18 protein-coding genes, 1 tRNA gene and 7 pseudogenes are annotated in these 22262 nt (G+C 68.4%); 13 read left to right on the top strand and 13 right to left on the bottom strand.

Features of this window, described 5'->3' with window-relative positions:
* Positions 1–220: 220 nt before the first annotated feature.
* From UG55_RS04510 to UG55_RS04475, 10 genes and pseudogenes are all read left to right on the top strand, one after another.
* Positions 221–679 carry a peroxiredoxin gene (locus UG55_RS04510; protein WP_066063236.1) on the top strand — a complete coding sequence of 153 codons (459 nt, stop codon included), beginning with the start codon at positions 221–223 and terminating at the stop codon, positions 677–679.
* Positions 680–1452: 773 nt separating this feature from the next.
* Positions 1453–1524: transfer RNA gene (locus UG55_RS04500), tRNA-Val, on the top strand.
* Positions 1525–1609: 85 nt separating this feature from the next.
* A pseudogene (locus tag UG55_RS46640) lies at positions 1610–1700 on the top strand (hypothetical protein); the annotation flags it as partial.
* Position 1701: 1 nt separating this feature from the next.
* The coding region (locus UG55_RS04495; protein WP_255360423.1) for a tyrosine-type recombinase/integrase at positions 1702–2536 on the top strand (835 nt) is incomplete at its 5' end.
* Positions 2537–2627: 91 nt separating this feature from the next.
* Positions 2628–3068, top strand: a complete 441-nt coding sequence (locus UG55_RS29360) for a hypothetical protein (protein ID WP_199865029.1) — start codon at positions 2628–2630, stop codon at positions 3066–3068.
* Positions 3069–4274: 1206 nt separating this feature from the next.
* Positions 4275–4878 (top strand): annotated as a pseudogene (locus UG55_RS46635) (DUF3987 domain-containing protein); the annotation flags it as partial.
* A gap of 7 nt (positions 4879–4885) precedes the next feature.
* Positions 4886–5251 (top strand): annotated as a pseudogene (locus UG55_RS46630) (hypothetical protein); the annotation flags it as partial.
* 1 nt (position 5252) lies between these two features.
* Positions 5253–5457 (top strand): annotated as a pseudogene (locus UG55_RS46625) (hypothetical protein); the annotation flags it as partial.
* A 491-nt stretch (positions 5458–5948) separates the two neighbouring features.
* Positions 5949–6287: an HNH endonuclease signature motif containing protein gene (locus UG55_RS46620; RefSeq protein ID WP_083986397.1), complete on the top strand. Its 339-nt coding sequence runs from the start codon at positions 5949–5951 to the stop codon at positions 6285–6287.
* Between the two features lie 968 nt (positions 6288–7255).
* Positions 7256–7747 carry a hypothetical protein gene (locus UG55_RS04475; protein ID WP_066063221.1) on the top strand — a complete coding sequence of 164 codons (492 nt, stop codon included), beginning with the start codon at positions 7256–7258 and terminating at the stop codon, positions 7745–7747.
* Between the two features lie 297 nt (positions 7748–8044).
* On the opposite strand, the gene UG55_RS04470 is transcribed toward UG55_RS04475, so the two are convergent.
* From UG55_RS04470 to UG55_RS04455, 4 genes are all read right to left on the bottom strand, one after another.
* Positions 8045–8635, bottom strand: coding sequence for an excalibur calcium-binding domain-containing protein (locus UG55_RS04470; protein ID WP_242423726.1), 591 nt, complete (start codon positions 8633–8635; stop codon positions 8045–8047).
* 507 nt (positions 8636–9142) lie between these two features.
* Complete coding sequence (locus UG55_RS04465; protein WP_066063215.1) at positions 9143–9436, bottom strand: hypothetical protein; 294 nt, start codon at positions 9434–9436, stop codon at positions 9143–9145.
* Positions 9437–9912: 476 nt separating this feature from the next.
* Positions 9913–10173: a hypothetical protein gene (locus UG55_RS04460; protein ID WP_066063212.1), complete on the bottom strand. Its 261-nt coding sequence runs from the start codon at positions 10171–10173 to the stop codon at positions 9913–9915.
* A complete protein-coding gene (locus tag UG55_RS04455; protein WP_066063209.1) occupies positions 10170–10388 on the bottom strand; it encodes a hypothetical protein in 219 nt (72 codons plus the stop codon). The genes UG55_RS04460 and UG55_RS04455 overlap by 4 nt, the downstream gene beginning before the upstream one ends.
* Before the next feature lie 884 nt (positions 10389–11272).
* Between UG55_RS04455 and UG55_RS32395 the strand changes: the two are divergent.
* Together UG55_RS32395 and UG55_RS32390 are read left to right on the top strand one after the other, a co-directional pair.
* Positions 11273–11450, top strand: a pseudogene (locus UG55_RS32395) (DUF6204 family protein); the annotation flags it as partial.
* Position 11451: 1 nt separating this feature from the next.
* Positions 11452–11629, top strand: a 178-nt coding sequence (locus UG55_RS32390) for a DUF6204 family protein (RefSeq protein ID WP_242423760.1), incomplete at its 5' end; no start/stop codon positions are given.
* A gap of 519 nt (positions 11630–12148) precedes the next feature.
* On the opposite strand, the gene UG55_RS04440 is transcribed toward UG55_RS32390, so the two are convergent.
* The 8 genes and pseudogenes from UG55_RS04440 to UG55_RS04415 form a co-directional block, all read right to left on the bottom strand.
* Positions 12149–12646: a hypothetical protein gene (locus UG55_RS04440; RefSeq protein ID WP_066063200.1), complete on the bottom strand. Its 498-nt coding sequence runs from the start codon at positions 12644–12646 to the stop codon at positions 12149–12151.
* Between the two features lie 126 nt (positions 12647–12772).
* Positions 12773–13219 (bottom strand): hypothetical protein, encoded by a 447-nt coding sequence (locus tag UG55_RS04435; RefSeq protein WP_066063198.1) that lies wholly within the window; start codon positions 13217–13219, stop codon positions 12773–12775.
* 182 nt (positions 13220–13401) lie between these two features.
* Positions 13402–14083, bottom strand: a pseudogene (locus UG55_RS32385) (alpha/beta fold hydrolase); the annotation flags it as partial.
* 1 nt (position 14084) lies between these two features.
* Positions 14085–14281 (bottom strand): annotated as a pseudogene (locus tag UG55_RS32380) (alpha/beta fold hydrolase); the annotation flags it as partial.
* A gap of 1 nt (position 14282) precedes the next feature.
* On the bottom strand, positions 14283–14544 hold a 262-nt coding region (locus UG55_RS32375), incomplete at its 3' end, for an epoxide hydrolase N-terminal domain-containing protein (protein WP_242423725.1).
* 76 nt (positions 14545–14620) lie between these two features.
* Positions 14621–15745 (bottom strand): hypothetical protein, encoded by a 1125-nt coding sequence (locus UG55_RS26865; RefSeq protein WP_066063193.1) that lies wholly within the window; start codon positions 15743–15745, stop codon positions 14621–14623.
* A gap of 345 nt (positions 15746–16090) precedes the next feature.
* On the bottom strand, positions 16091–16936 hold an 846-nt coding region (locus UG55_RS04420; RefSeq protein ID WP_242423724.1), incomplete at its 3' end, for a hypothetical protein.
* Between the two features lie 35 nt (positions 16937–16971).
* The gene (locus UG55_RS04415) at positions 16972–17316 is read right to left on the bottom strand and encodes a PadR family transcriptional regulator (protein WP_066063187.1); all 345 of its coding nucleotides are present in this window, start codon (positions 17314–17316) and stop codon (positions 16972–16974) included.
* 173 nt (positions 17317–17489) lie between these two features.
* Here UG55_RS04415 and UG55_RS04410 point away from each other — a divergent pair, with 173 nt between their 5' ends.
* A complete protein-coding gene (locus UG55_RS04410; RefSeq protein ID WP_128422838.1) occupies positions 17490–19484 on the top strand; it encodes a RecQ family ATP-dependent DNA helicase in 1995 nt (664 codons plus the stop codon).
* A 43-nt stretch (positions 19485–19527) separates the two neighbouring features.
* Here UG55_RS04410 and UG55_RS04405 read toward each other — a convergent pair whose 3' ends face one another.
* Positions 19528–22035, bottom strand: a complete 2508-nt coding sequence (locus tag UG55_RS04405; RefSeq protein WP_157901486.1) for a family 16 glycoside hydrolase — start codon at positions 22033–22035, stop codon at positions 19528–19530.
* Positions 22036–22262 lie beyond the last annotated feature (227 nt).

Raw genomic sequence — 22262 nt, 5'->3', positions numbered from 1 at the left:
CACGAACCCGCCCCACCTCGCGCGCCGTAGATCACAGGTGGCGGCGGGCCGGCCGGCGGGGCGCCCGGCCACCCCCCGGATCCGGCACACCGGCAGCGGCCGGACGCCATGGCCGCCGTCGGCGGTGGCATGCTGGCGGAGAGGACTGACAGGTCGCGAAGACCGAGAGGTCGAACAGCCCCCGGTACGCGAAACCAACCGCAATCGAGAGGAACAGCTCGTGACCGTCGACGTCGGAGCCGTCGCCCCCGACTTCTCGTTGAAGGACCAGAACAACGAGGTTGTCACCCTGTCCGACTTCAGGGGCCGCCGTAACGTCGTGCTCCTGTTCTACCCGCTGACCTTCACCGGCGTCTGCCAGGGCGAGCTGTGCTCCGTCCGGGACGACCTGGGCTCCTTCCAGAACGACGACGTGCAGGTACTGGCCATCTCCGTCGACTCCTCCTTCGCCCACAAGGTGTGGGCGGACCAGCAGGGCTACGAGTTCCCCCTGCTCGCGGACTTCTGGCCGCACGGCGAGGTGGCCAAGGCCTACGGCGTCTTCAACGAGGAGAAGGGCATCTCCCTGCGCGGGACCTTCATCATCGACAAGGAGGGCAAGGTGCGCTGGAAGGTCGTGAACAACATTCCGGACGCACGTGACCAGGCCGAGTACCTCAAGGCGCTCGCCGCGCTGTAGTCCCGGGGAGCCGCCGGGCAGGGTTACCCTGCCCTGTCGGGCTCCCACCCAGGGCGGCCTGGCGAGCCGGGAGCCCCCGGGTGGGAGCCCGACATGGCGCGCGGTGTGGTCGACGTGCTCCGCCGGACCGCGAGGGCGGTGAACGATGCCGTGTTTTCGTTGCAGTGCGCGCCAGACTGACCCGGTGCGGGGATCGAGCCCCTGGCACCGGGTGGTGGTCGGCGGCGAGCAGGTCCTGGTCTGCCCGGCGTGCCGCCCCTCCCCGGAATGNAACACCGTCCTCGACCGGTGCGACAGGTGCGCCTCGACCCGGCTGGCGAAGGCGCTCGGCACCGTGTTCTGCCGCGACTGCGGTGCCCGCAATGAGCCCGAGCGGCAAGCGGCGGACCGATCGCCGGATCCGTCGGATGTCCCGAGGAAGTCTCCGGAGCCGCTCCAGGAGCCCCGGTCGGCTCCCCACACCGAGCCCCCGGCCGGAGGCAGGCCAGCGGCCACGGAGAGCGGCACGGAGAGCGGCGCAGGAACCGCCTCCGAGGACCAGCCCCGCGCTGTCCCGCCCACGAGTTCTCCCGACCGGCGAAGCGATCTCGCCGCCGATGTCGACGCGGCCCTCGCCCGCATGTTCGGAAGACCACGTCCGATCTCCTGACCCACAGTCGGCGATCATCGGCTAACGTTGCGACTGGCACGGTCGACCCTCGACATTGGGGGCGCCGTGCGACCGGACGAATGCCACCGGCGTTGCCTCGGGTTGCGTAGGCTGGCACCATCCCGGGCGCGTAGCTCAGCGGGAGAGCGCTCGCCTTACAAGCGAGTGGTCGGGGGTTCGAGTCCCTCCGCGCCCACAACCCCTTCATTTGCAGGCGTTTTCGGGCCCTGTGAGCCGCGACGCACCGACGCACATCGGTGAGACAGCGCACTATTTCGGACATGCCCTCACCCCTCACACCGCCTGCCAGCGTCGCCCCGGCATGGGCCGCGATGATCCGATCATGGCGCCGGACCCTCACCGCAGAGAACANGTCGGCCCGGACGCTGGCGATCTACACCGGCGCTGCTGAGGCTCTCGCCCGACACTGCGCCACCGACGGGCCCGATGACCCTGTCGAACTGGACCGTGCCGCCGTCGCGGAGTTCCTCGCGGTCTACGCGACCGACCATGCCCCGTCCACGGTGAGCATGACCTACCGGGCGTTGCAGCAGTTCTGCCGGTGGATCGCGGACGAAGAGGATCTACCGGCGTCCGCCATGGCGAAGATGAAACCGCCTGCTGTCCCGGACAAGCCGGTACCCGTCCTGACCGATGATCAACTTAAGGCGTTGCTGAGAGGGGCGTCCGGGCGTGATCTTGTCTCCCGACGCGATACGGCGATCATCCGCCTGTTCCTCGACACCGGCTGTCGACGCGCGGAGATCGCAGGTCTCACGCTGGCGGATGTCGACTTCGGGGCCGACGTGATCCACGTGATCGGCAAGGGCAGGCGTTCCCGAGCCGTGCCGTTCGGGGCCAGGACCGGAACCGCGTTGGACCGGTACGTGAGGCTCAGGGGGAAGGACCGGCAGGCCGCCTTGCCGGCCCTGTGGCTGTCGGAGAAGGGCCGTGGTGCCCTCTCTGCGGACGGCATACGGCAGATGCTGTGGCGCCGAGGCGAAGCCGTCGGTATCGAGCGGCTGCACCCTCACCAGTTCCGCCACACCGCCGCGCACACCTGGTTGAACGCGGGGGGTGGTGAATCGGACCTGATGCGCAACATGGGGTGGAAGTCGTCCGCGATGGTCCGCCGGTACGGGGCCTCGGTCGCGGATGAGCGTGCTCGTGAGGCCCATCGTCGTCTGCGCCTCGGGGACCGTCTCTGAGCCCTCAGCTCGACGCTGAGGCCCTGTCCGGTCCGGGTTGGGGTGTTCCTACCGGCAGGCCACATTCATAAATGCAGCCGGTCAGAATTTATTGCGGCGTTTGACGTCTCGGGAAACCGCGCGCTACGGTGCCCATCAATGGTCGCACACCGGTAAAGCCGGTGGTTCTTCATGCCTTGTGAGGCTTATTTTGGCGCGCACTCCCGAGCAACAGAGAATGGCTAAGAAATTGGCCGCGCACGCGATGCACGCGCGCCACGACTCGCGAGAAATCACAGCTCCCGCACGCCGTCGCTCGCCTGCCAGCATCGATTACTGGCGTGACCGGGTAGCGGCCGAAAATCCGGAGCTTCCCGCCGACGAAGTCAATCGGCGTGCCTACCACCGGCACCGTGAGCACATGACGCGACTATCTCTCAGTGCGTCAATCGCTCGCCAGAAGAAGGCCGCTTGGAAGCGTGAGGCAAAAGAAGCCGCAATGAAGGAGCTTCGGAAGGAGCTGGAAAAGAAGGCGAGCGTAGATGCGGCGTAACACGATTTAGTCTGAAAATGGGTTGGCCCCGATTCCGGTTGCGATCGGGAAATCGCGGAATCGGGGCCTTTACCAACACGAAGGACACGTCCTGGGGTTGCTGCCCCGGACCGGGACGCCCATCGGGTCACAAGTGTACCCGTGGCTTGCCTGCCGGTCACGTGCTCCGTCGTGTTGATCAACACGAAACGGGTACAGATCATGGCTTTCCTGCCCCACGACGTGGCCGAACGCGCCGCGTCCAGCTCGACGCCACCCCCTGATGCCGGACCTGAGACGCACCGAAGCACCACACAGCCTCTTGATCGTTTCTCGGGTGTGTACNACCGCCACGGCTTCAAGACCTCCGTGGACCCCAGCAAGCCACAGCAGTACGTCCAGTGCCCCGCCCATGAGGACAAGAACGCCTCCCTGTCCGTCGGGGTCGGCAGGGATGGGCGGCTACTGCTGACGTGCCACGCCGGCTGCACCTATGACCAGGTGGCCGAAGCTGTCGACCTGGACGACACAGACCTGTTCGTCACCTCACGTGGGTTGGGTCGGATCGTCGCCACCTACCCGTACACCGACGAACAGGGCACGGCCCTTTACCTCATCCACCGGTTCGCCCCCAAGACGTTCCGGCCTCAGCAGCCGTCCGGCGAGTGGAACCTTAAGGGCGTCCGGCGGGTCCTTTACCGCCTCTCCGAAGTGATCAACGCTGTCGAGACCGGCGAGACGATCTACTTCGTCGAGGGTGAGAAGGACGCTGACCGTCTCGCACGCCTCGGGAAGGCCGCTACCTGCATCGCGAACGGTGCCAACGCGCCCTGGTTGCCGGAATACACCAATGCCTTGTCCGGGGCCGCAGACGTCAAGATCATTGCGGACAACGACGCCCNCGGGATCGCGTTCGCCGAGAAGGTCAGAGACGCCCTGACCGGCGCTGTCAGCTCAGTGTCAGCGTGGCTTCCCGCGCTCGACACGAAGGGCGTGGACGTCTCCGATCACCTGGACGCCGGATACGGCCTGGACGATCTGAGGCCCTTTCCATCACCCCACGGTCCCGGAAACGCCTCTCAGGAAGGCGCTGGGGCGCCGCAAGCGGGCACCGGGAACGTGGGTGGTGAAAGCAGCCGAGGCGCCGCGGGTGCGGATGAGACCACCCCGGACGCGGCCTCGGGGCCGGCGTCAGCGTCAGCACGTGAGCCTGTAGACGACGCACCGATGGTGAGGCCGCTCCCCGAGTACCCGCTGACCACCATGCTGACCATGGGCGCCCTCGGTGATCTTCTGGCCAAGGGCACCGCGACCGGCCTTCCTCCCGCACTGGTAGGCGGGGCGGCCCTCGGGGTGGCCGCCGTCGCGGCCCGACGGTCCACTATCCAGCCGGTCAGGGACCGGATGACTCAGATCGAACGGTCCTCGGTGTGGGTGCCGTTGCTGGCGCCTCGGTCCGGCGGGAAGTCTCCTGCGCTGAGCATCGCCCGTGCCCCCCTGGAAGCTCTGGAGGACCGGGCCTACGAGGAGTGGAAGCCTCGCCGAGACGAGTGGGAGCAGACCCCACCGAAGCAGCGTCAGGGGCCGCGTCCGGCCCGCGTGCGTCTGACGGTGGACGACGTCACCACCGAGGCGTTCATGCGGATCATGGACACGTCCGACGGCATGATCAGCGCGGTTGTGGATGAACTCCGAACTCTCCTCTCCGGAATGACCCGCTACCGAGGCGGCAAGGATTCCGGGGACTACGCACGTTGGCTGTCGATGTGGGACGGACAGTCGGTGTCGTTCGATCGGGTGAGTGACGGCGTGTCGATCCGAATTTCTCGCCNGGTGGNGTCCATCGTCGGAGGACTACAGCCGAAGTACGTGGGGTTGTTGGGAGAGGATGAAGACGGCTCCCGCGCGCGTTGGCTTCCGCATTATTCGCCGGAAACCGTGACGGCTACCCCGACCGAAATTTCAGATGAATGGAATACGTGGGTTGAAAAGACAGCCACGCGCAAGGAGAACCGCGCTTGGTGGCTGGATGACGCCACGTACAAGACGTACCGCGATGCGCAAGCGCGCTGGAAAGAGCTAGAAAGAGACCCGGAAACTCCGCTTGCCGTTGAGGGTGCGGCATCGAAAGCCGACCGTCAGGTTTTGCGGGTCGCTCTCGTGCTGGCTGAACTCTACTCGCCTGATCAGGGCGGAGGCGCGATNCCGCCGGAATGTCTTGACGGTGCAATCGAGCTGATTGAATACGTGATCGCCGTTTGGGGTGTGCTCGGTGGATCATCCGGGACGTATTCGACGTCAACCGCATCGACAGTCAAGAAGCGCACGGCAGATTCTCTGGCCGATTGGATCGCGTCGAAAGGTGGCAAGGTCACGCGGCGCGCGATTCTGCGTGCTGCTGCATGTGGCANCCGTACGGCCGGTGACCTGAATGAAGTGCTCACCGAATACAAGGCGCTTTACGGGAAAAATACGGTGTGTGACGAGACTCCCGAGCGTGGGGGGACCAAGACTCAGGTGATCTACCACCCTCGGTGCCTCCCCCCGGGCCCCTCTTCGTAGGGAGCTAGAGGCGGTGTCAGCAGTGCTGACACCGACCCTAGACAGTCAGGAAGACAAGATCAGGAAGTAGCGTGATGCCTGTAAATAAAGGTGATCCTTCGTGTCGATCACGTCGGACGGTGTCAGCGAGACCGTGTGCTGACACTGCTGCTGACACCGGACTGCTGACACCGTCGTGCTGACACCCAAAGAGATCCACAGCACGTTTCGTGAGTGTTTGGTCACATCGAAACGAAGGGCCGCGGCTCCCGGTCGTGGTCACCAAGAGTTGCGAATCTTCGGTCTCTCTACCTATCCCACGTGATCGTTATCGGGCATCGGCCCGGAAAAGGAGCGCACATGAACGACTGGCAGAGATTCGCCGCGAAAGTGTCCCGAATTCCTGGCGGTTGCTGGGTTTGGACGGGCACCGTGAACAGCGATGGATACGGAACGTTCCATGTTGACGGTCGAAGAGTGCTCGCTCACCGCTGGGTGTGGGAACAGGCGTACGGCCCGATCCCTGACGGATTCGAGCTGGACCACGTTTGGTCGCGCGGGTGTCGACGTCGCGATTGCGTACGCCTCTCGCACCTTCAGTTGGTCACGCACAGAGAAAACTGTGTCCGAGGCGTGATCCGCCGGAAGCTTCAGAAGGTCCTGCCCGTCGTCCAGAGCTGGACCGAGGAAGCCGCCTGACGGCCGTAGGCAAGATCAATTCAGTTTCAGGGGTCAGGGCCTGGACCCGCCCGACCCATGACTAGCGAGACAGGAGGTTGACCTATGGCGGTCAAGTGCTCCGCCCGACGGACGAACGGCACGCCGTGTCGAGCGTGGGCCGTCCGAGGCGCCTCGGTATGCGTTGCCCACGGTGGCGCGGCAAAACAAGTGAGACGCAAAGCTAAGGAGAGGATCTTGCAGCAGGAGGCGGAAATTGCCTACGCAAAACTACTGGCTACGGCGGATGCGCCTAGAGTGGAGAATCCGCTTGAGGAGTTGGCGAAAGTCGCTGGCGAAATCNTCGCAGTAAAGGACCTGTTCCGTGAGCGTCTCGCCAATCTAGGCGAGAACGCATGGCGGTATCAGGGGCAGGGTGCCGAACAGCTCCGATCTGAAGTCGCCCTGTTTGAACGCGCACTTGACCGAACGGTAACCGTGCTGGGCGTCTTTGCTCGGCTGAACATTGACGAGCGTTTGGCCAGGATTGCCGAAGAGCAGGGGCAGGCGATCTCTACCGTGATGATCCGCATGGCCGCGCGCCTCGGCCTGGACCTGGACGACCCGACGATCCGGGACATGGTCCTTGAGGAGATCGACCGGGCACAGCGGGAGTCCGGCCATGACCGCTGAGAATCCGACCGGCGCCGCGTTCTGGGAGGCGATGAGGCGTCCCGTAACGCCGTCCCGGCACGGTGACCGCTGTTNGGGTGACGAATGGATCGGGTGCTTCATCAAGTCCGACGGTGACGGCGGAACGCTGCTCACGTCGATCATGAAGGGCGTTCCACATACGGATCACATCGTCGGTGTGCCTCCGGAGGCGTTCAGCGTCCCCGGGGACTACCCGACGGAGCCCTGAGGCGCCCCGTACGGCCACGAGAACGGCACCCCGGGGTGAGGGGCCCCGGGGCCTGCCGGCACATCCACGCACACGAGAGGACATCACCGTGAAGGGCATTGCTCTCTTCATCGACACCGACACGTTCCGCCGGGCCGTCCGGGATCTTCGGCAGGCCGAACGCGACCACCCCATGCTCCCCGGAGACCGGTCGGACGCTCTCCGGTTCGTCAATGGCGAATCGCGCCTCACCCCGGTTGAGCTTGCCGAGGCGCACGTTCGCGAGACCTTCGACGCGATGGTCTCCGATCTGGCCGCCCTGCTGGAACGGCGTAGCGTCGCGGCGGCCGATCGCGGGGATAGCCCCGATCCGGTCTACGTCCGCCGGGCCCGGACGCAGGTCACGGATCACGTGCTCGGCACCCACGGGGCGGATATCGCCGAACTGGCTACGTCGACGCGGCAGACGTGGGCCACGAAGAAAGACGGGCCGTTGGCCGATCCGGACAGCATGACTAGCAAGCTGCGTGCGGCGATCAAATCCGCGCGCTGGGAGTCGGAGCACCCGAATCAGGGTCCGGACCCTGCCACGCGGGTCTAACGCGGGTGGGCGCCCTGGACGACAGCGACGACGTCCAGGGCGCCGGACACGCCACCCCTACCCAGGATGGCCTATCCCATGGCCTATGCCAGGATGGCGTGCCATCGGGCCATGGGGCCGTGCCATTGGGAGTTCGTGGCCCATGGGCCATCAAGGCCCGTGGCGTGCCATCTGAGGTTCGTGGCCTGCCATTCGTGGTGTGCCATCNGGTCGCCGGTCATGATGGCTTACGCCACCGGGTGGGCCAGAAGATTTCCGAGGCGCCGTCCGCTCATACCCGAAGCGTGGGCGGATACCTCAGGTGTCGCAGGCGGTCCCGTCTCCGTCACGGTCCAGGCGGCTGCGGTAGCCAGGCTCACCCCTATGGAGCGGAGCCGCCCCCGCCGCACGCACCGCGTCACAGTTCGCGTAGTAGGGGTCGGCCGGCGGGTTGTCGTTCGCGGGCGGTGGATTGTCAGCCGGGGGCAGAGGATCGGCCGGACGCGTCGTTGGTGCGGGTGCGGGTGCGGGCGGGGGCTGACTGTCCGCCACCTGTGGCACAGGCGGAGCCCCGCTCGGAGTCGCCGTGGCCGTCGGGCTGGCCGTCGGCGATACCGACTCACCCTCCTTGACCACGTGCAGCGTGACGGTCGTGCCCTTCGGAACCGCCGATCCCCCGGTGGGGTCCTGCTGGACCACCTGCCAGTTGCTGTCGATGATCTGCATGCGGTCACGGCCAGTGGCGTCTACGGATTTTGCGTCGAGGTCGGGCCCGAGCCGGTCCTTGGCCTCGTTGAGGTCAAGGCCGAGCACATCGGGGACCTGGACCTGACCGGAACCCGCGGTCGGGCTGCTGGCGGCCTCGACGGCCCCGTCAGAAGCCGAGCCACATCCGCCAATCAGGGCCATGACAAGCATGAGAACTCCGACGGCCGCTCCCATGGCGCGGCCTGACCTGTCCCTACCGTTCACGAACGCCCCCCTTTGCGCTGGTCGCACAGGGTACAGGCCGGTCTCCGCGGGCCCGACGCCCTTACCTGTCTCCGTCAGTCTCGGGTGAGACACCCATTCAGGGGCCTTGACTGCCTGTCACGGGTTTGTCTCAGCTTGCGATGATCGGTAGCCTCAGGAAGGCTCCGCCTTCCTGGCCCCCCGCCACGGCGAGTCTCACGCCCCCGGTCCCGCCTCTCTGACCGGGGGCGTTCGCCGTTCCTGCCTCTCACTCGACGTCGTCCACCTGGACGCTCCCGAGGCGACCGTCACGAGACGAACGCCGGGCCCCGCGCTGGACGACTTCACGCTGTCGAGCTGGACGACCGAGGCCGCCTCGGGAGGGTCTACACCCCCCACGTCTTCGGGTGGGGGAGTGAAGAGGGGGAGGGGCTGTCCCCGGTGTCGAGCTGGACGGCCGACGACTTACCGGGCGCCGTGTCGACGGACGAACCACGGCCTTGTGTGGTGTGGGAGCAAGAGCGGTTGCTGTCCCTGGTAGCGACGAATGCCGGCAACGACCGGAACGTAGCCGAGATACTGCACGACCCACACGGACAGCAACAGCGTCAGCAGCATGTACCAGACGAAGAACTTCCAGGCCAGGACCAACAAGCCGATGATTGCTTGCCCGATCGGGTTGGGGCCGCTACGGCGGGACGATCCGCCGAAGGACAGTCCGGGACCGGAAAAGTTGATTCCGCCGAGACCGATGGACATGCGCGGACCGTAGCTACGCACAGACGTTCCCCCGTGTGTCTATGTAACCGTCTAGGACGATCCTAGCGTTTCGGTCCTGACGCACGAGAAGTGAAGATTATCGGGCGTTAGCCGCGTGCCAGGGCGGACGCCACGAATCGTCACAGACGGTGCGCGTCGGCAGGGGAGGTCTCCCGTTGCCGGCACGGATGCCCCTGTGCCATAAGGCTTTCTGGCCTACGCCACGTCGAGCATGGCCTACGCCATCGTGACCCACGGTGGCACCTACCCGGGTTCCTGGCGCACGCCCGGGTGTTATCGCGCCTCGGGGGACCGTGGCCCATGCGCCACGGTCACTCGTCACGGTGGGTGAGCCGTTCCCGGTCACGGTGGGTGAGTCATGGCGTAGGCCGCCTCGGTGGTTCATGGCGTAGGCCAGGAATGCCGAACGCCCCTCACTCTCGCGGGTGAGGGGCGTCCGTGCGCCGGTCGGGAGGTCAGTCCCTGGTGTCCGGGGCCGGTACCCGGTAGATCAGCTCCACTCCGTCCAGCCACGCGGGGGACATGAGGTTTCCGCCGTCATGGTGGGCGTGGGCGTCGGCAAGCTCCGCCCCGACGGGCAGCTTGCGCAGTTCAGCGGCCAGCGTCGCCGGATGGGCGCCCGGTTCCACTGTGATCGTGTAGCGGGTGGCGCCGTCGCTGGCGGTGTACGTCCTGGTCTCGACGTCGGGCCGAGGCGCCGGTTCCGTGGGCCTCATGAGTCACCCCGGGGTGTCTCGGCGTAGAGGTAGCGGAACAGGGCCATCTGAAGTTCCAAGAGGTCAGCGCCGGACGTGATCGCGGGGTAGCCGTGGCTCTCCAGAAGCCGGGCGACGTCGAACGTCAGGCCGAGCGTGAAGCGGGGATCTTCGGCGGGTGGGTCCAGCGGGTAGACGCGCGGGGGCGCCTCGGTGGCTGATTGACTGTGCTGCATGGCGTGAGCCCTCCCGTGGGGTGATCGCCTAGGGCCGTTCGGGTGGTGGTTCACCTGGACGGCCCGACCTGTTCCGGCCGGAAGTTGACCGGGAGGCAAGGCTAACCCGCTATGGGTACGTACGCCTAGCGATGCGGTAGGCGCGACACTGTAGTTATACGCGCGGCTACGTACGCTCACTTAGCGTCACGGACATGAACCCCGACACCGATCTTGTAGACATTTCCGATCTTGCTTCGATGATCGGTGTCTCACGGTCCCGGGCGGACGCCATCTCCCGGACGAAGGGGTTCCCTGACCCCGCGTTCACCAGGCCGCGCATCCGCCTGTGGTGGCGGGCCGAAGTCGAGACGTGGGCCGACCGGCAGCGTCCTGGTTGGCGTGGCGAGTCCTGACGGGCCGACTCCCGAGGCCGCCGCGGCTCGACGTCGGAGACTTCGCCGCGGGCGGGGTCCCGCGGGTCTCCCGAGGCCGAAGGACTCGACGCGCCCGGGGGCGTGATCTATGACTCAGGGTCATAGCTGGATTAGATGATCTCCCTGTGGAGATCGTTTAGTCAGCGCACTACTTCGGCCCCGTCGGGTTAAGCGATCATGCGGAACCCCAGGGACACAAGGGGTTTCGCACATCGGTAGTCCCGGGACTGCTTACAAGCGAGTGGTCGCAGGTTCGATCCCTGCCGCGCCCACGCGCTGGTTCCGCATGCTTGTCGATCCTTCGGATCGCCTGCGGCACAGCCGCAATGCTGGCCGGGGGGTGACCCCCCCGAAACCCCCGACGGGGCGCCTGCGGCGCCTCTGGGGCCGGGAAATCGGGCCGTTTGTAGCAACGGCTGCCAGGGCAGTGGCAGGTCCTGGGCGGAGGCACGGTGGTTTGGTGGGTCGGTGGATCTCCGAAACTTCCGCGTCATCGTGCGTGGCGCCTTCGACGAGCTCACCGAGGACCAGCGGGCCGAGCTTGCCCGCCGGGCTGGGGAGCATGATCCGCTGCGGGCCGCGTTCACGTCCGAAGGCACGCTCACCTATGAGATCGAGGCTCGGTCGTTCTTCGCCTTCCGGTTCCNCATTGCCGCCGATGCCGACGCGCAGGCAGCCGCTGAGCAGGCCGAATCTCGCGCGCGGGCGTGGCTGGACGAGCGCGGGTACCGCCACAAGCACCTGACGTCCAGGGTCGACGAGGTTCCGCCGACTCCGACGGGTGCCCGGGCCCGCCGTGAGCAGCGCCGCGGCCAGCGCGCCTGACGCGCCATCCCGCAAGCTCCAGCGCCTCGTGGCCGGCGTCAGTCCTTGAACCGCATCCTCTCGGCCCTTGTCGGAAACCTGCCGGTCGTGAGAAAAAGGACCGATTCCGCGAGCGCGAACGGAGAAAATCCAGCGGCCAGGCCGGCCCCGGTACACAGGTCGCCGACCCGGCGCCGGGTGCTCTGATCCGCCGCCNGACAGTCGACGATTACGACGCCGTTTTGCCGGTAGGATCTGATTGCATCATGGGCGTCGCTGTATTCCACGATCTCGAAAACGAGGGCTTCTTCGTCCGGGTCGACGTCGTCGCTCATGAATGAGGCCCTTCAGTCAATGGGGCGCTGCCGTCGAGGCGAGGTTCTCGGGGAAGACCTTACCCGGCCGCGGCGAGTCCGCGCGGCTCAGCTGGTCGGCTGCCCGGTGTTCTCCGAAAGGCGGTGGCGTGGGCAGAGGTTGAGAACGTGGGTGCGGGCCGTGGTCGCCCCGCCGTAGGCTGACCGAAGATCGTCCTCGACGAAGCTAGTGGTAGGCATCCCGGCCTGGCCATGACTTGCGGAGCCGTGGAGACGCCGACCTGCGGCGGGGAAACAGTCGGAGGCGGTAGTTGTCGCGGCCGTTGGCCCCGGCGGTACCGAGTGCGCCGAAACCGCGTCCGGAAACGCGCGCCCGGTATCGGGCCGCCGGAATGTGCACCGAGTCGCCGACGCCGCCGACGTATTCGAAGGTGAGGCGACCCTCGGCCGCATCGAGGTCGACCTCCACCTCGTGGTCCCAGGCGGCGGAGTCATCGGGAGGTCGGCTGGCCCAGACCTCGACGAGCATGGGGCTCGCTGAATTGAACTGTCCGGGGGTGACGATAGTCGTGAGGGCGCCACAGGTGCCGACGAACCGACCCGAGTCGATGGCGTCGTGGAGTGCGGCTGTGTAGGGATCGGCGACTTCTTCGGCCGTGTCCAGAGCGTCGCCGTCGTCGAAGGTGGCGCCGAAGACGAAGATCTGGCCGTGGTCCGCGACCACCGTAAGGTTCCGCGATACGAGTGGCTTGATGTCTGACTCCTGCCCGCCGGGTCGCGGCGCTGCGCGAGGCGACCCGGACTGGATGGGTCCGGATCGGGCAGCCAACCTTCTGGAGATCGTCGGCCTTCAGCCTGAAGCGGATCCGGTCTGGCGGAGAGCGGTCCGGTAGTCGAGCGCGTCGAAGTGGAACGGGCCGAGGCCGCCGAGGTCCCAGCTGCGGTGGCCGGTACGGAAGTGGCGCCAGATGACGGTGTTTACGGTGATGTCGACGCGTGCCGTCAACGGCCAGCAGCCGGCATCACCGCAGACGCAGCCCAGCAGGGCGGTATCGCCGTCTCCGAACCAGGTCACGGCCGGCTCACCCAGGAAGTGCCGGCTGGGCCAGCGGACGCCCGGGTCGTGAAGGCCGGCGTAGCTGCCGGCGAGATCGGGCTGGCGGTCGGCCTCGGCGAACGGCAGCTCGACCGCCCGGACGAGTTCTCGGAGGTCGACGCCGTTCACATATGGGCAGACCGCCAGCGCTTTTCCGCTCGGGAGCGGCTCGGTTTCCAGCCGGAACTCCACACTGTCCACTGATCGATGGTATGCGCCGGGCGCGCCGTCAACCCGCCGTCCACCGCGCCGAGAGTCCGGGCCTTGCCCGCCGCGTCCGCCGACTGCCGTTCCGCCGACTGCCGTTCCGCTGACCGCTGTTCCGCCGGTCTCCTGGCCCCTTCCTCCGGCCATGGCCAGGGGACGACTCAGGAACAGGTCTTTCAGACCAGGCTGGCGAAGAACTCCCGCAGGTCCTCGACCACCAGCTCCGGGTCGGTGGTGTAGGAGAAATGGCCACCTCGGTCGAACTCGGTGTACCGGACGATGTTGTTGGCCCGCTCGGCGAAAGCCCGGACCGTCCGGAAGTCCTGGGGGAAGACCGCGACCGCTGTCGGTACCTTGTTGGGCATCTCGCGGTACCCGGCGCCGCTGCGCGCGTCCTCGTAGTAATGCCTGGCACTGGAGGAGCCCGTCCGGGTGAACCAGTAGATGCTCAGGTGCGTCAGGTAGGTGTCGACGTCCAGGTAGTCGGCGTAGTCGCCCCAGCCGGTCCACAGCTCGGCGTTCCACGCCAGCTGGCCGGCGGGCGAGTCGGTCAGCCCGTAACCCAGGGTCTGCGGCCGGCTCTGATGGATCTTCTGGTATCCCGCCTTGCTCTCGAAGTCCGCGCTTGTGCCGGAGAGGCTCTCCCGATCGGCAGCGGACAGCCGGCCCATTTCCGCCGGGTCACCGGACGGGAACGCGAAGATCTGCAGGAGGTGCACGCCGATCAGTCCGTCCGGCGCGAGAATGCCGAGTTCCCGACCGACCAGGGCGCCGGTGTCACCGCCGGCCGCACCCCACCGTTCATACTCCAGCCGGGACATCAGGGAGGCGAATGCCCTCGCCATCCGGGCGCTGTCCNAGCCGGGTTCGGTGGTGGGGCCGGAGAAGCCGTACCCGGGCAGGGACGGTGCCACGATGTGGAACGCCCGGGAGGGGTCGCCGCCGTGCGCACGCGGGTTGGTGAGCGGTTCGATCACTTTCAGGAACTCGAGCACCGAACCCGGCCAACCGTGCAGGAGCAGCAGGGGGACGGCATCCGGCTCGCCCGACCGGACGNGCAGGAAGTGAATGTTCTGCCCGTCGATGGACGTGGTGTACTGCGGGAGCTCATTGAGCCGGGCCTCGTGCGCGCGCCAGTCGTAGGCGGTGCGCCAGCTTTCGGCCAGTCGCTGGACGGCGCCGAGCGGCATGCCGTAGTCGGTGCCGGCGCCGGCAACCTCGTCCGGCCAGCGGGTGGCGGCCAGTCGTGCGGCGAGGTCGTCGAGATCGCTCTGCGGGATATCGATACGGAAGGACTGGACGTCCTGTGATGTTGTCATGTCCCGCACGCTATGAACCATTGCGGACGAATTCGGTCCTCAGTACAGGGAGAGACGTCGTCGGTGCTCCCGGTCGTCAGCCGACCCGGCCGGCTGGCGGCGGGCAGCCGGCCGGTTGCGGATCCGCGAAACCCGTGGCCAGGTATCCACCGTCACCTGGTTCGAGGTTGACCCTTATCTGATACCGCAGGCCGATGTCGCCGGTGGGCTCGGACAGCTCGAACTCCTGCCGCTCGGTCTCGTCCACGCAGCTGTCCACCGCCACCACCCCGGCCTGCTGTGAGACACCTGTCACCAGGAGGTGCAGCGGGCCGCGGTTGGACCGGCCGGGCTTGCCGCGGAGCTGGTCGACGATCCTCGTCAACGCGAGGAAAAAGGATCCGTCGGTCCGGGCGCTCAAGGCGGTGAAGTCCGGGCTGTCGGCTTCCTGGGCTCCGGCGAACGCGGCCCAGAACGCCAGATGGTCCCGAACGACCGGGCTGGTCGGGTCCACGCCCGGCGCGGTCGTCAGGTGCACGGAGCCAGCGACCACCGGTGCGCCGGCCGGCGCCGGAATGTCCGCCGGTTCGGCGAGCTGTGGTGGAGTTCCCGTGCCGTCCCAGTAGGCGAACGCGCGCAGTGCGGACACGAACTGGGGGTCGGTTGGTGCGCTGAACACCTCGGCGCCGCCCCACGAGACCCGCGCGGCGGTCGGACACCCCGCCGCGGCCGGGTTCACCGGGACGGTGCCGACGACCTTCCCGGTGTGCGCCTCGCGCACCGTTATCCGATAGGAGGTACGGAAGAACGGCACGCTTTTCTCGACCCCGAGGTCGAACCGGCAGACGACGTCCGTCGGTGCCCGGTCGGCCCGCTCAGCGCAGGCGACGAGCTGGATCCGCGCCACGGGTGTCAGGAAAGCGTCGTGTTCTTCCTCGCCCAGGCGGTCCAAGGGGTGGAAGACGAGAGTCGGACCGGTCGGATCGTTCCCCTGCCGCTGGCTGAGCACCATCACCGGATGCGGCGCAGGCCCGGCGTAGGGAGGCGCGGCGGCGAGGGCGGTTTCCCCATCGCAGATCTGGCTCAGGTCGGCGCTGGTGACCGGTCCGTCCAACGTGCGGACCCCGCCGCTTCCGCCGGCGCCGTCCTTTCCACCGTTTCCGCAGGCTACGAGGCAGCCGATCGCCGCCATCGTGACCGCCACCGACGCCAGTCGCCGCACGCGCGTCTCTCATCCTGCGGCCGGCGGTTCTGATTGGCCGCGGCAGGTCGAAAAAGGACGTTCCGCACCTTATCGGCGGGCGGTTGTGCCGACCGGCCCGGGTGGGAACTGCGGGCCGCGGCCCGAGTCGCGGACCTATTCGGAGTCGGTGTCATCCAGACCGTCAAACGGCGGATTCGGGGTGTCCAGAGCGCGGGCGGGCGGGTCCGAGATCCTGACGATTCTCAGCCCGGCGGCGTGGAAGAGGTCGACCAAGGCCGCCAGCGTGACGAGTCCGCCGGCAAGCACGAATCCGAAGCCGGCGTAGTTGTCCTCCCACCCCCAACGGCTGTAGCGAAGAGAGTNGGCGATCGGCATCAGCAACCACGTCCCGCCGACGGCGAAGGTCGCGATGACCCAGCCGGGGTGCCGTCGGCTGACCACCGCCGCGATGAGGATCCCGAGGACGACGGCGGCCGGCGTCGCCATTTCGATGGTGTCGAGGAGGCCGGTGGACCCCCGGTAGGCAACCAGCGGACGGTTCCAGCGGGTGGCGAACGGCGAATCGCTCCAGTAGGTCCGCCGGTGCAGCCAGATACTGGCCGCGGTCGCGACCGTGAGGAACAGGCCGAACACCGCCGCCGCGCCGAACAGGTCGCGGCGGCGGACCGCCGTCGGCAGACCGCCCGCGGCCATGACGACCAGCAGACCCAGGACCACGAGCAGGTACATCTGCGGCCGTTCGGCGACCCCCCGAGAGGCGGCCAGCACGGCGACGCACAGGGCGACGCCGGTGAGACCGAGCAGTGTGCGGGTGAGGCGCCGGTAGCCGGCCGCCGCGGCGACGAACGCGAGCACCGGGAACGGGTAGACCACGGCGCCGAGCGTGACGAACGGGCCGAACGCCAGGTTGGGGACTGACGGGTGGGCGGGGAGCGCCGGATACGGCTCCGGCAGCACCTCCGCCACGAGGAACAGGGCCAGCGACAGCATGGCGGCGGAGGCGAGTGCCATGGCGGCGAGGCGGTGCCGCACCTGCGCCGGCACCAGCCCGAGCGACACGTTCAGCCGCGCGGCGAGGCCGTGCGCGATCAGGTCGGCGATGTCGCCGGGGCTCGGCCTGGTGCGGCCGGCGGCATCCGCCATGTCCAGCAGGGTGGCGACGACCTCGTCGCCGTTCTCCTGCCGCCACCTGCGCGGATAGGCCCTCAACAGGCGACGGTAGGCAACCTCGAGCCGCGGGGCCGTCATGCCGGCACCGTCCCGACCCGAGCCCGTGAGCGCAGCCGGCGGTCGGCCTCGGCGGCGTGCGCCCGCAGGCGGTCGGCCTGCGTGGCGAGAACCTCGGCGCCGGCGTCGGTGAGGTCGTAGTAGCGCCGCAGCCGGCCTTCGACCACCTCCTCGCCGCACTGCCGCACCAGCCCCTGGTCGGCGAGCCGGCCGAGGGCGGCGTACAGGGTGCCCGCCCGTAGGGTCACCCGGCCCGCCGAGATGACGCTGACCTCGCGGATCAACGCATACCCGTGCTTGGTGCCGTCGGCGAGCGCCGCGAGCACCAGAAAGGTCGGTTCCCGTATCTCCTCGATACCCACCTCGCCATCATATACAGATGATCTTCATATGGGCGGGCTGGCCGTCGAGCGCTGATCGGCTCCCGTACCTGGACGTCGCGCGCCNGGGCGCCCTGCGGATGAACCCAGCAAAGGTGGGTAAAGCCGGCGTCGATGGGAGAATGCTGGGAGTACGGACGGGAGGCCGGCGCGTGATGACAGGTGACCGGTGGCGGCGTTGGTGGCCACGTCGGTCGCATCGAACCGTCGATCAGACCCCACCGCCACCGCCGCCACCGCCAGTTCATGCGGCGCAGGCCCCGGCGGCAGAGCCGGACCGGGCCGATGGCCAGGGCGACCACGTCGCGGAGCAGGAAGTCGACGGCCTTCTCGACGCCGTCGCGTCGGCCGCGTTCGGGTTCGACCGGCTGCGCCCCGGGCAGCGTGCGGCGATGCGGTCGGTGCTCGCCGGGCGCGACACCCTGTGCGTGCTGCCCACGGGCGCCGGCAAGTCCGCCGTCTACCAGATCCCGGCGTTGTTGGTCGACGGTCCGACGGTGGTCGTCTCCCCGTTGATCGCCCTGCAGCGGGACCAGGTTCGAGGGCTGACCGAGCGGCTCGGCCGAGCCCAGGCCGAAACGGGCTCCGCGCCGGCGGATTCGGGCTCCGCGCCGGCGGATTCGGGCTCCGCGCGGGCGAGTTCGGGTTCCGGCTGGGCGGGGTCGGCTGGTCCGGCGGTGGCGGCGAACTCGCAGAGCGGGGCCCGCGGGTTCGCCGAGGCGTTCGGAGCCATCCGGCACGGCGGAGCCGAGTTCCTGTTCCTCGCGCCTGAGCAGCTCGCCAAACCGGACGTCCGGGCGTTGCTTCGGGATGCCGCGCCGTCGCTGTTCGTCGTGGACGAGGCGCACTGCATCTCGTCCTGGGGGCATGATTTCCGCCCGGACTACCTGCGGCTGGGTGAGGTCGTCGAGGAGCTCGGGCATCCGACCGTGATCGCGTTGACGGCGACCGCGGCGCCGCCGGTGCGCCGGGAGATCGCCGAGCGGCTGCGGATGCGCGCGCCGGCCGAGATCGTGCAGGGGTTCGACCGGCCCAACATCCACCTTGAGGTCCGTACCTTCACCGAGGACGCGGCGAAGCGGGCGGCGCTGGTGGAGTACGTCGCCGCGGAGGTGAAGCCCGGCCTCGTCTACGCGGCGACCCGGCGGGCAACCGAGGAGATCGCCGCCGAGCTCGCGGAGCTGGGCCTCACCGTGCTGCCATACCACGCTGGTCTCGCCGGCGGGCGGCGGCGCGAGACGGAGGCCGCCTTCCTGAGTGGGAACTGCGACGTCGTCGTCGCGACGACCGCGTTCGGGATGGGGATCGACAAGCCCGACGTCCGCTTCGTCGCGCACGCGGATGTGGCCGACTCGCTGGACGCCTACTACCAGGAGATCGGCCGTGCCGGGCGGGACGGTGAGCCGGCCCGGGCCTGTCTGTTCTTCCGCCCGCAGGATCTGGGGCTGCGCCGGTTCTTCGTCGCCGCGGCTCCCGACCCGGTGGAGCTACAGCGGGTCGCCGTGCTGATGGCGCACGCCGGCGGGGCGATCCCGGTCTCCCGGCTCGCTGCCGAGGCGAAGCTGCGTGACTCGGCGCTGATCCGCCTGGTCGACCTGCTCGTGCAGGCGGACGCGCTGACGGTGCGCGACGACGGGGCCGTGCAGGCCCGCCCGGACGCCCCGCCGCCCGAGGTCGCCGCGGCGCGGGCGGGCGAGCGGGCGGCGGCCCGGCGGACGTTCGAGCAGTCGCGGGTCGACATGATCCGCGGCTATGCCGAGACCAGGGGCTGCCGGCGCAGGTTCCTGCTCTCCTACTTCGGCGAGCCGGCCGACCGCTTCGACGGCGTCGGCTGCGGCAACTGCGACACCTGCGACACGCCGGCCCGTCGCGGCGAAGCCCCGGACGCGCAGCGCGCACAGGACGCACAGGACGCGAAAGAGACGCGGGAAGCATCGAAGACGTCCACGACCGGGCCAGCCGAGGTGCCGGCGCGCGACCCGTTCGCGGCTGGCACCCGGGTGCGCCACCAGCGCTGGGGTGAGGGCCAGGTCGTCAGCGCGGACGGCGACCGGTTCACCGTCCTTTTCGACGAGGTCGGCTACCGAACCCTGGCCCTCGAAGCGGTCCTCGAGCGAGGCCTCGTCGTCCCGCTGCCGGCCGCACCCTGAACCGGGCGCGGACCGGCGGCAGACCGGCAGCCACGTACAGGAGTCAGGGTGTGTAGACGTTCGGGACGGGTGGGGTGCTCATCCCGTCGCCGATGGGGAAGCTCGGGTGCGGCGGCTGGTTGTAGGCGGTGTTCTGCCAGGCCAGCGCCACCCGGTACTGCGGGTCGTGGGCCAGCGTGTGGATCCGCGTCGTGGTGGTCGCGGAGGTGCTGTAGATGCGCAGCGCGGAACTGTCCGACGTCCGCCAGACGACCTCCTCGCGCCAGTCCCCGAGAATGTCGCCGGCCAGCGCCGGGGTGGCCTTGGTGCCGTTGTTGGACGCCACTCCCGACCCGGTCAGCAGCCGGGTGTCCGCGCTGGTGCCGTACTTGTCGACGTGCGTACCGTCGAGCAGTTCGCGGAGCGGGTCGCCGTCCCACCAGAGCAGGAAGTTGGTGGAGCCGGGCCTGCGGCCCAGCGCGCCACCGGTGGCGGAGAACAATGTCGGGTCAGCCGAGGACCATGCCTCCGCGCCGGCACTGCCGGCGTAGATGTCACCGGCCACTCCGCGGCCGTTGTCGCAGGCACAGTTGGCCTTCGACCACAGGACCTGGCCGGTGCGGGCGTCGGCCATCCACGAGTCGGGCCCGGAGGTGTTCTCCGAGGGCATGTACACCTCCAGCCCCGCGCGGCCGGTGTTGAAGTCGCCCACGTGCAGCGCGTCGCCGTGGCCGAGGCCGGTCGTCCAGAGCGGGGAGCCGTTGTCGTCGATCGCCATGGCTCCGTAGATGATTTCCTGCCGGCCGTCGGAATCCACGTCGGCGACGGAAAGGCTGTGTGCGCCCTGGCCGGTGTACTGGGATCCCGACACGTTCGAGTCGAAGACCCACCGCTGGGTCAGGCTGCCGTTGCGGAAGTCCCAGGCCGTGACGACGCTGCGGGTGTAATAGCCCCGCGCCATGATCAACGACGGGCGGGTGCCGTCCAGATAGGCGGTTCCGGCCAGGAAACGGTCGACCCGGTTGCCGTAGGAGTCGCCCCAGGACGAGACCGTCCCGCGAGCCGGAACGTAGTTCACCGTGGAAAGCGCCGCTCCGGTCAGCCCGTTGAACATGGTCAGGTACTCGGCGCCGGCGAGAACATAGCCGGCGGAGTTGCGGTGATCCGCCGTGGCGGACCCGATCACCTGACCGGTGCCGGAAACGGTCCCGTCGGCGGTTTTCATGGCGATTTCGGCTCGGCCGTCGCCGGAGTAGTCGTACACCTGGAACTGGGTGTAATGTGCGCCGGCCCGGATGTTGCTGCCGAGGTCGATGCGCCACAGTCGGGTGCCGTTCAGCCGGTAGGCGTCCACGTAGACGTTCCCGGTGTATCCGGACTGCGAGTTGTCCTTGGAGTTGGACGGGTCCCACTTCACGAAGATCTCGTACTGGCCGTCGCCGTCCACGTCGCCCACCGAGGCGTCGTTGGCGGAGTAGGTGTACGCGACGCCGTCAGGCGTCGTTCCCCCGGGCGGGATCTGCAACGGCACGTCCAGATAGCCGGCGGGGAGCTGCAGGGCGCTCTCCGTCGCCGCGTACTCGACACCGCCCAGCACCGGCCGAACCGTGTATGTCGATCCGGCTGCCGCGCCGGAGTCGAAGAAGTTCGTCGCCCCGGTGATGACCGACGGATTCACCTTCGTGCCGCCCCGGTACAGGTTGAACCCGACGCCGGCGGGGTCAGTGCCAAGCAGCCGCCAGGACACGAAGTTGCCGCTGCCTGAGCGGACGGAGACCAGGCCCCGGTTGAGCTTCTCCATCTGTTTCGCGCCCGAGCCCGGTGGGACCGGCGGGAGAGTTGAGGTCGGTGCCGTGGTCGAAGGCGCTGTGGTCGACGGGCCGGCGGTCGTCGGCGGGGTGGGGACGGTGTCGCTCACCAGGACGTCGTCGAAGGTCGCGGTGGCGTGGAAGGTCTGCAGGGAGATCCGGCCGGCGGCGATCGAGCGGTCGTCGCCCGAGCCGACGAGCGCGCCGTCGAGATATCCGCTGATCCTGCTGCCGGCCACGTCGATGCGCAGGGTGTACCAGGTGCCGGTGTTCACGGTTCGCGCGGCGCTGCCGATGACCGTGATCAGGCTGCCGCTGACCGCCTGCAACTGCACCTGATTGGTGTTGAGCAGGGCCAGTCGGTAGAACTCCGTGCTGCCGGCGGTGCGGGCGCCGATGCCCACATACCGTGCCGTTCCGTCGAAGGCGAGGGGCCTGACCCTGGCCTGCAGGCTGTAGTCGGTCCAGCCGGTGGAGCCGGCGAACGCGCGGGCGAGTTCGCTGTTCAGGTTGTTCTGCCGGTACGCGGACGTGCCGTCGTTGAGCACCGACCAGTTGCCGCCGGACTTCGACCAGCCGACGCTGTCGCCGTCGGCGAAGTCGTCGGCGAACAGGGTGGCCGCCTGCACGGACGGCGCGGTGACCAGCAGCAGTGCGGCCAGGGACGAGACGACCGACAGGGCCGTCAGCGCGATCAGTGCCGGTCGGCGCCGTCGCGCCGGGATGTCCCCACGTCCCGGTCGGGCACCACTGCCGTGATACATGTGCTTCCCTTCGGGCACGGCACGGGGCACGGGGGAGTGGGCCCGCGTACTCGGAATGAAGAAGCTGACGAAGCCGCCACCTGGGGGGGCCGACGGGGACGGCTTCGTCAGCTTCAGTTCGGGGGGAGGGAGTACCCGGCCCTAGTACGCCCGGGTGTCGTCTCGGACGCGCGCGGCCGGGCGGGCGGCATCAGGCCGACTGGCGGTCTGGCCGCCCCGGCGCAGGA

Origin of the sequence: Frankia sp. EI5c (genome assembly GCF_001636565.1) — a bacterium.
Lineage (GTDB): Bacteria > Actinomycetota > Actinomycetes > Frankiales > Frankiaceae > Parafrankia.
This window is presented reverse-complemented; position numbering and strand designations above follow the sequence as displayed.

Excerpts from the sequence above, each read along its gene's own strand:
- UG55_RS46620 (WP_083986397.1), top strand. The coding sequence starts at position 5,949 with ATGAACGACTGGCAGAGATTCGCCGCGAAAGTGTCCCGAATTCCTGGC.
- UG55_RS04470 (WP_242423726.1), bottom strand. The coding sequence starts at position 8,635 with ATGGCCCTGATTGGCGGATGTGGCTCGGCTTCTGACGGGGCCGTCGAG.
- UG55_RS04465 (WP_066063215.1), bottom strand. The coding sequence starts at position 9,436 with ATGTCCATCGGTCTCGGCGGAATCAACTTTTCCGGTCCCGGACTGTCC.
- UG55_RS04460 (WP_066063212.1), bottom strand. The coding sequence starts at position 10,173 with ATGAGGCCCACGGAACCGGCGCCTCGGCCCGACGTCGAGACCAGGACG.
- UG55_RS04455 (WP_066063209.1), bottom strand. The coding sequence starts at position 10,388 with ATGCAGCACAGTCAATCAGCCACCGAGGCGCCCCCGCGCGTCTACCCG.
- UG55_RS04410 (WP_128422838.1), top strand. The coding sequence starts at position 17,490 with ATGACAGGTGACCGGTGGCGGCGTTGGTGGCCACGTCGGTCGCATCGA.
- UG55_RS04405 (WP_157901486.1), bottom strand. The coding sequence starts at position 22,035 with ATGTATCACGGCAGTGGTGCCCGACCGGGACGTGGGGACATCCCGGCG.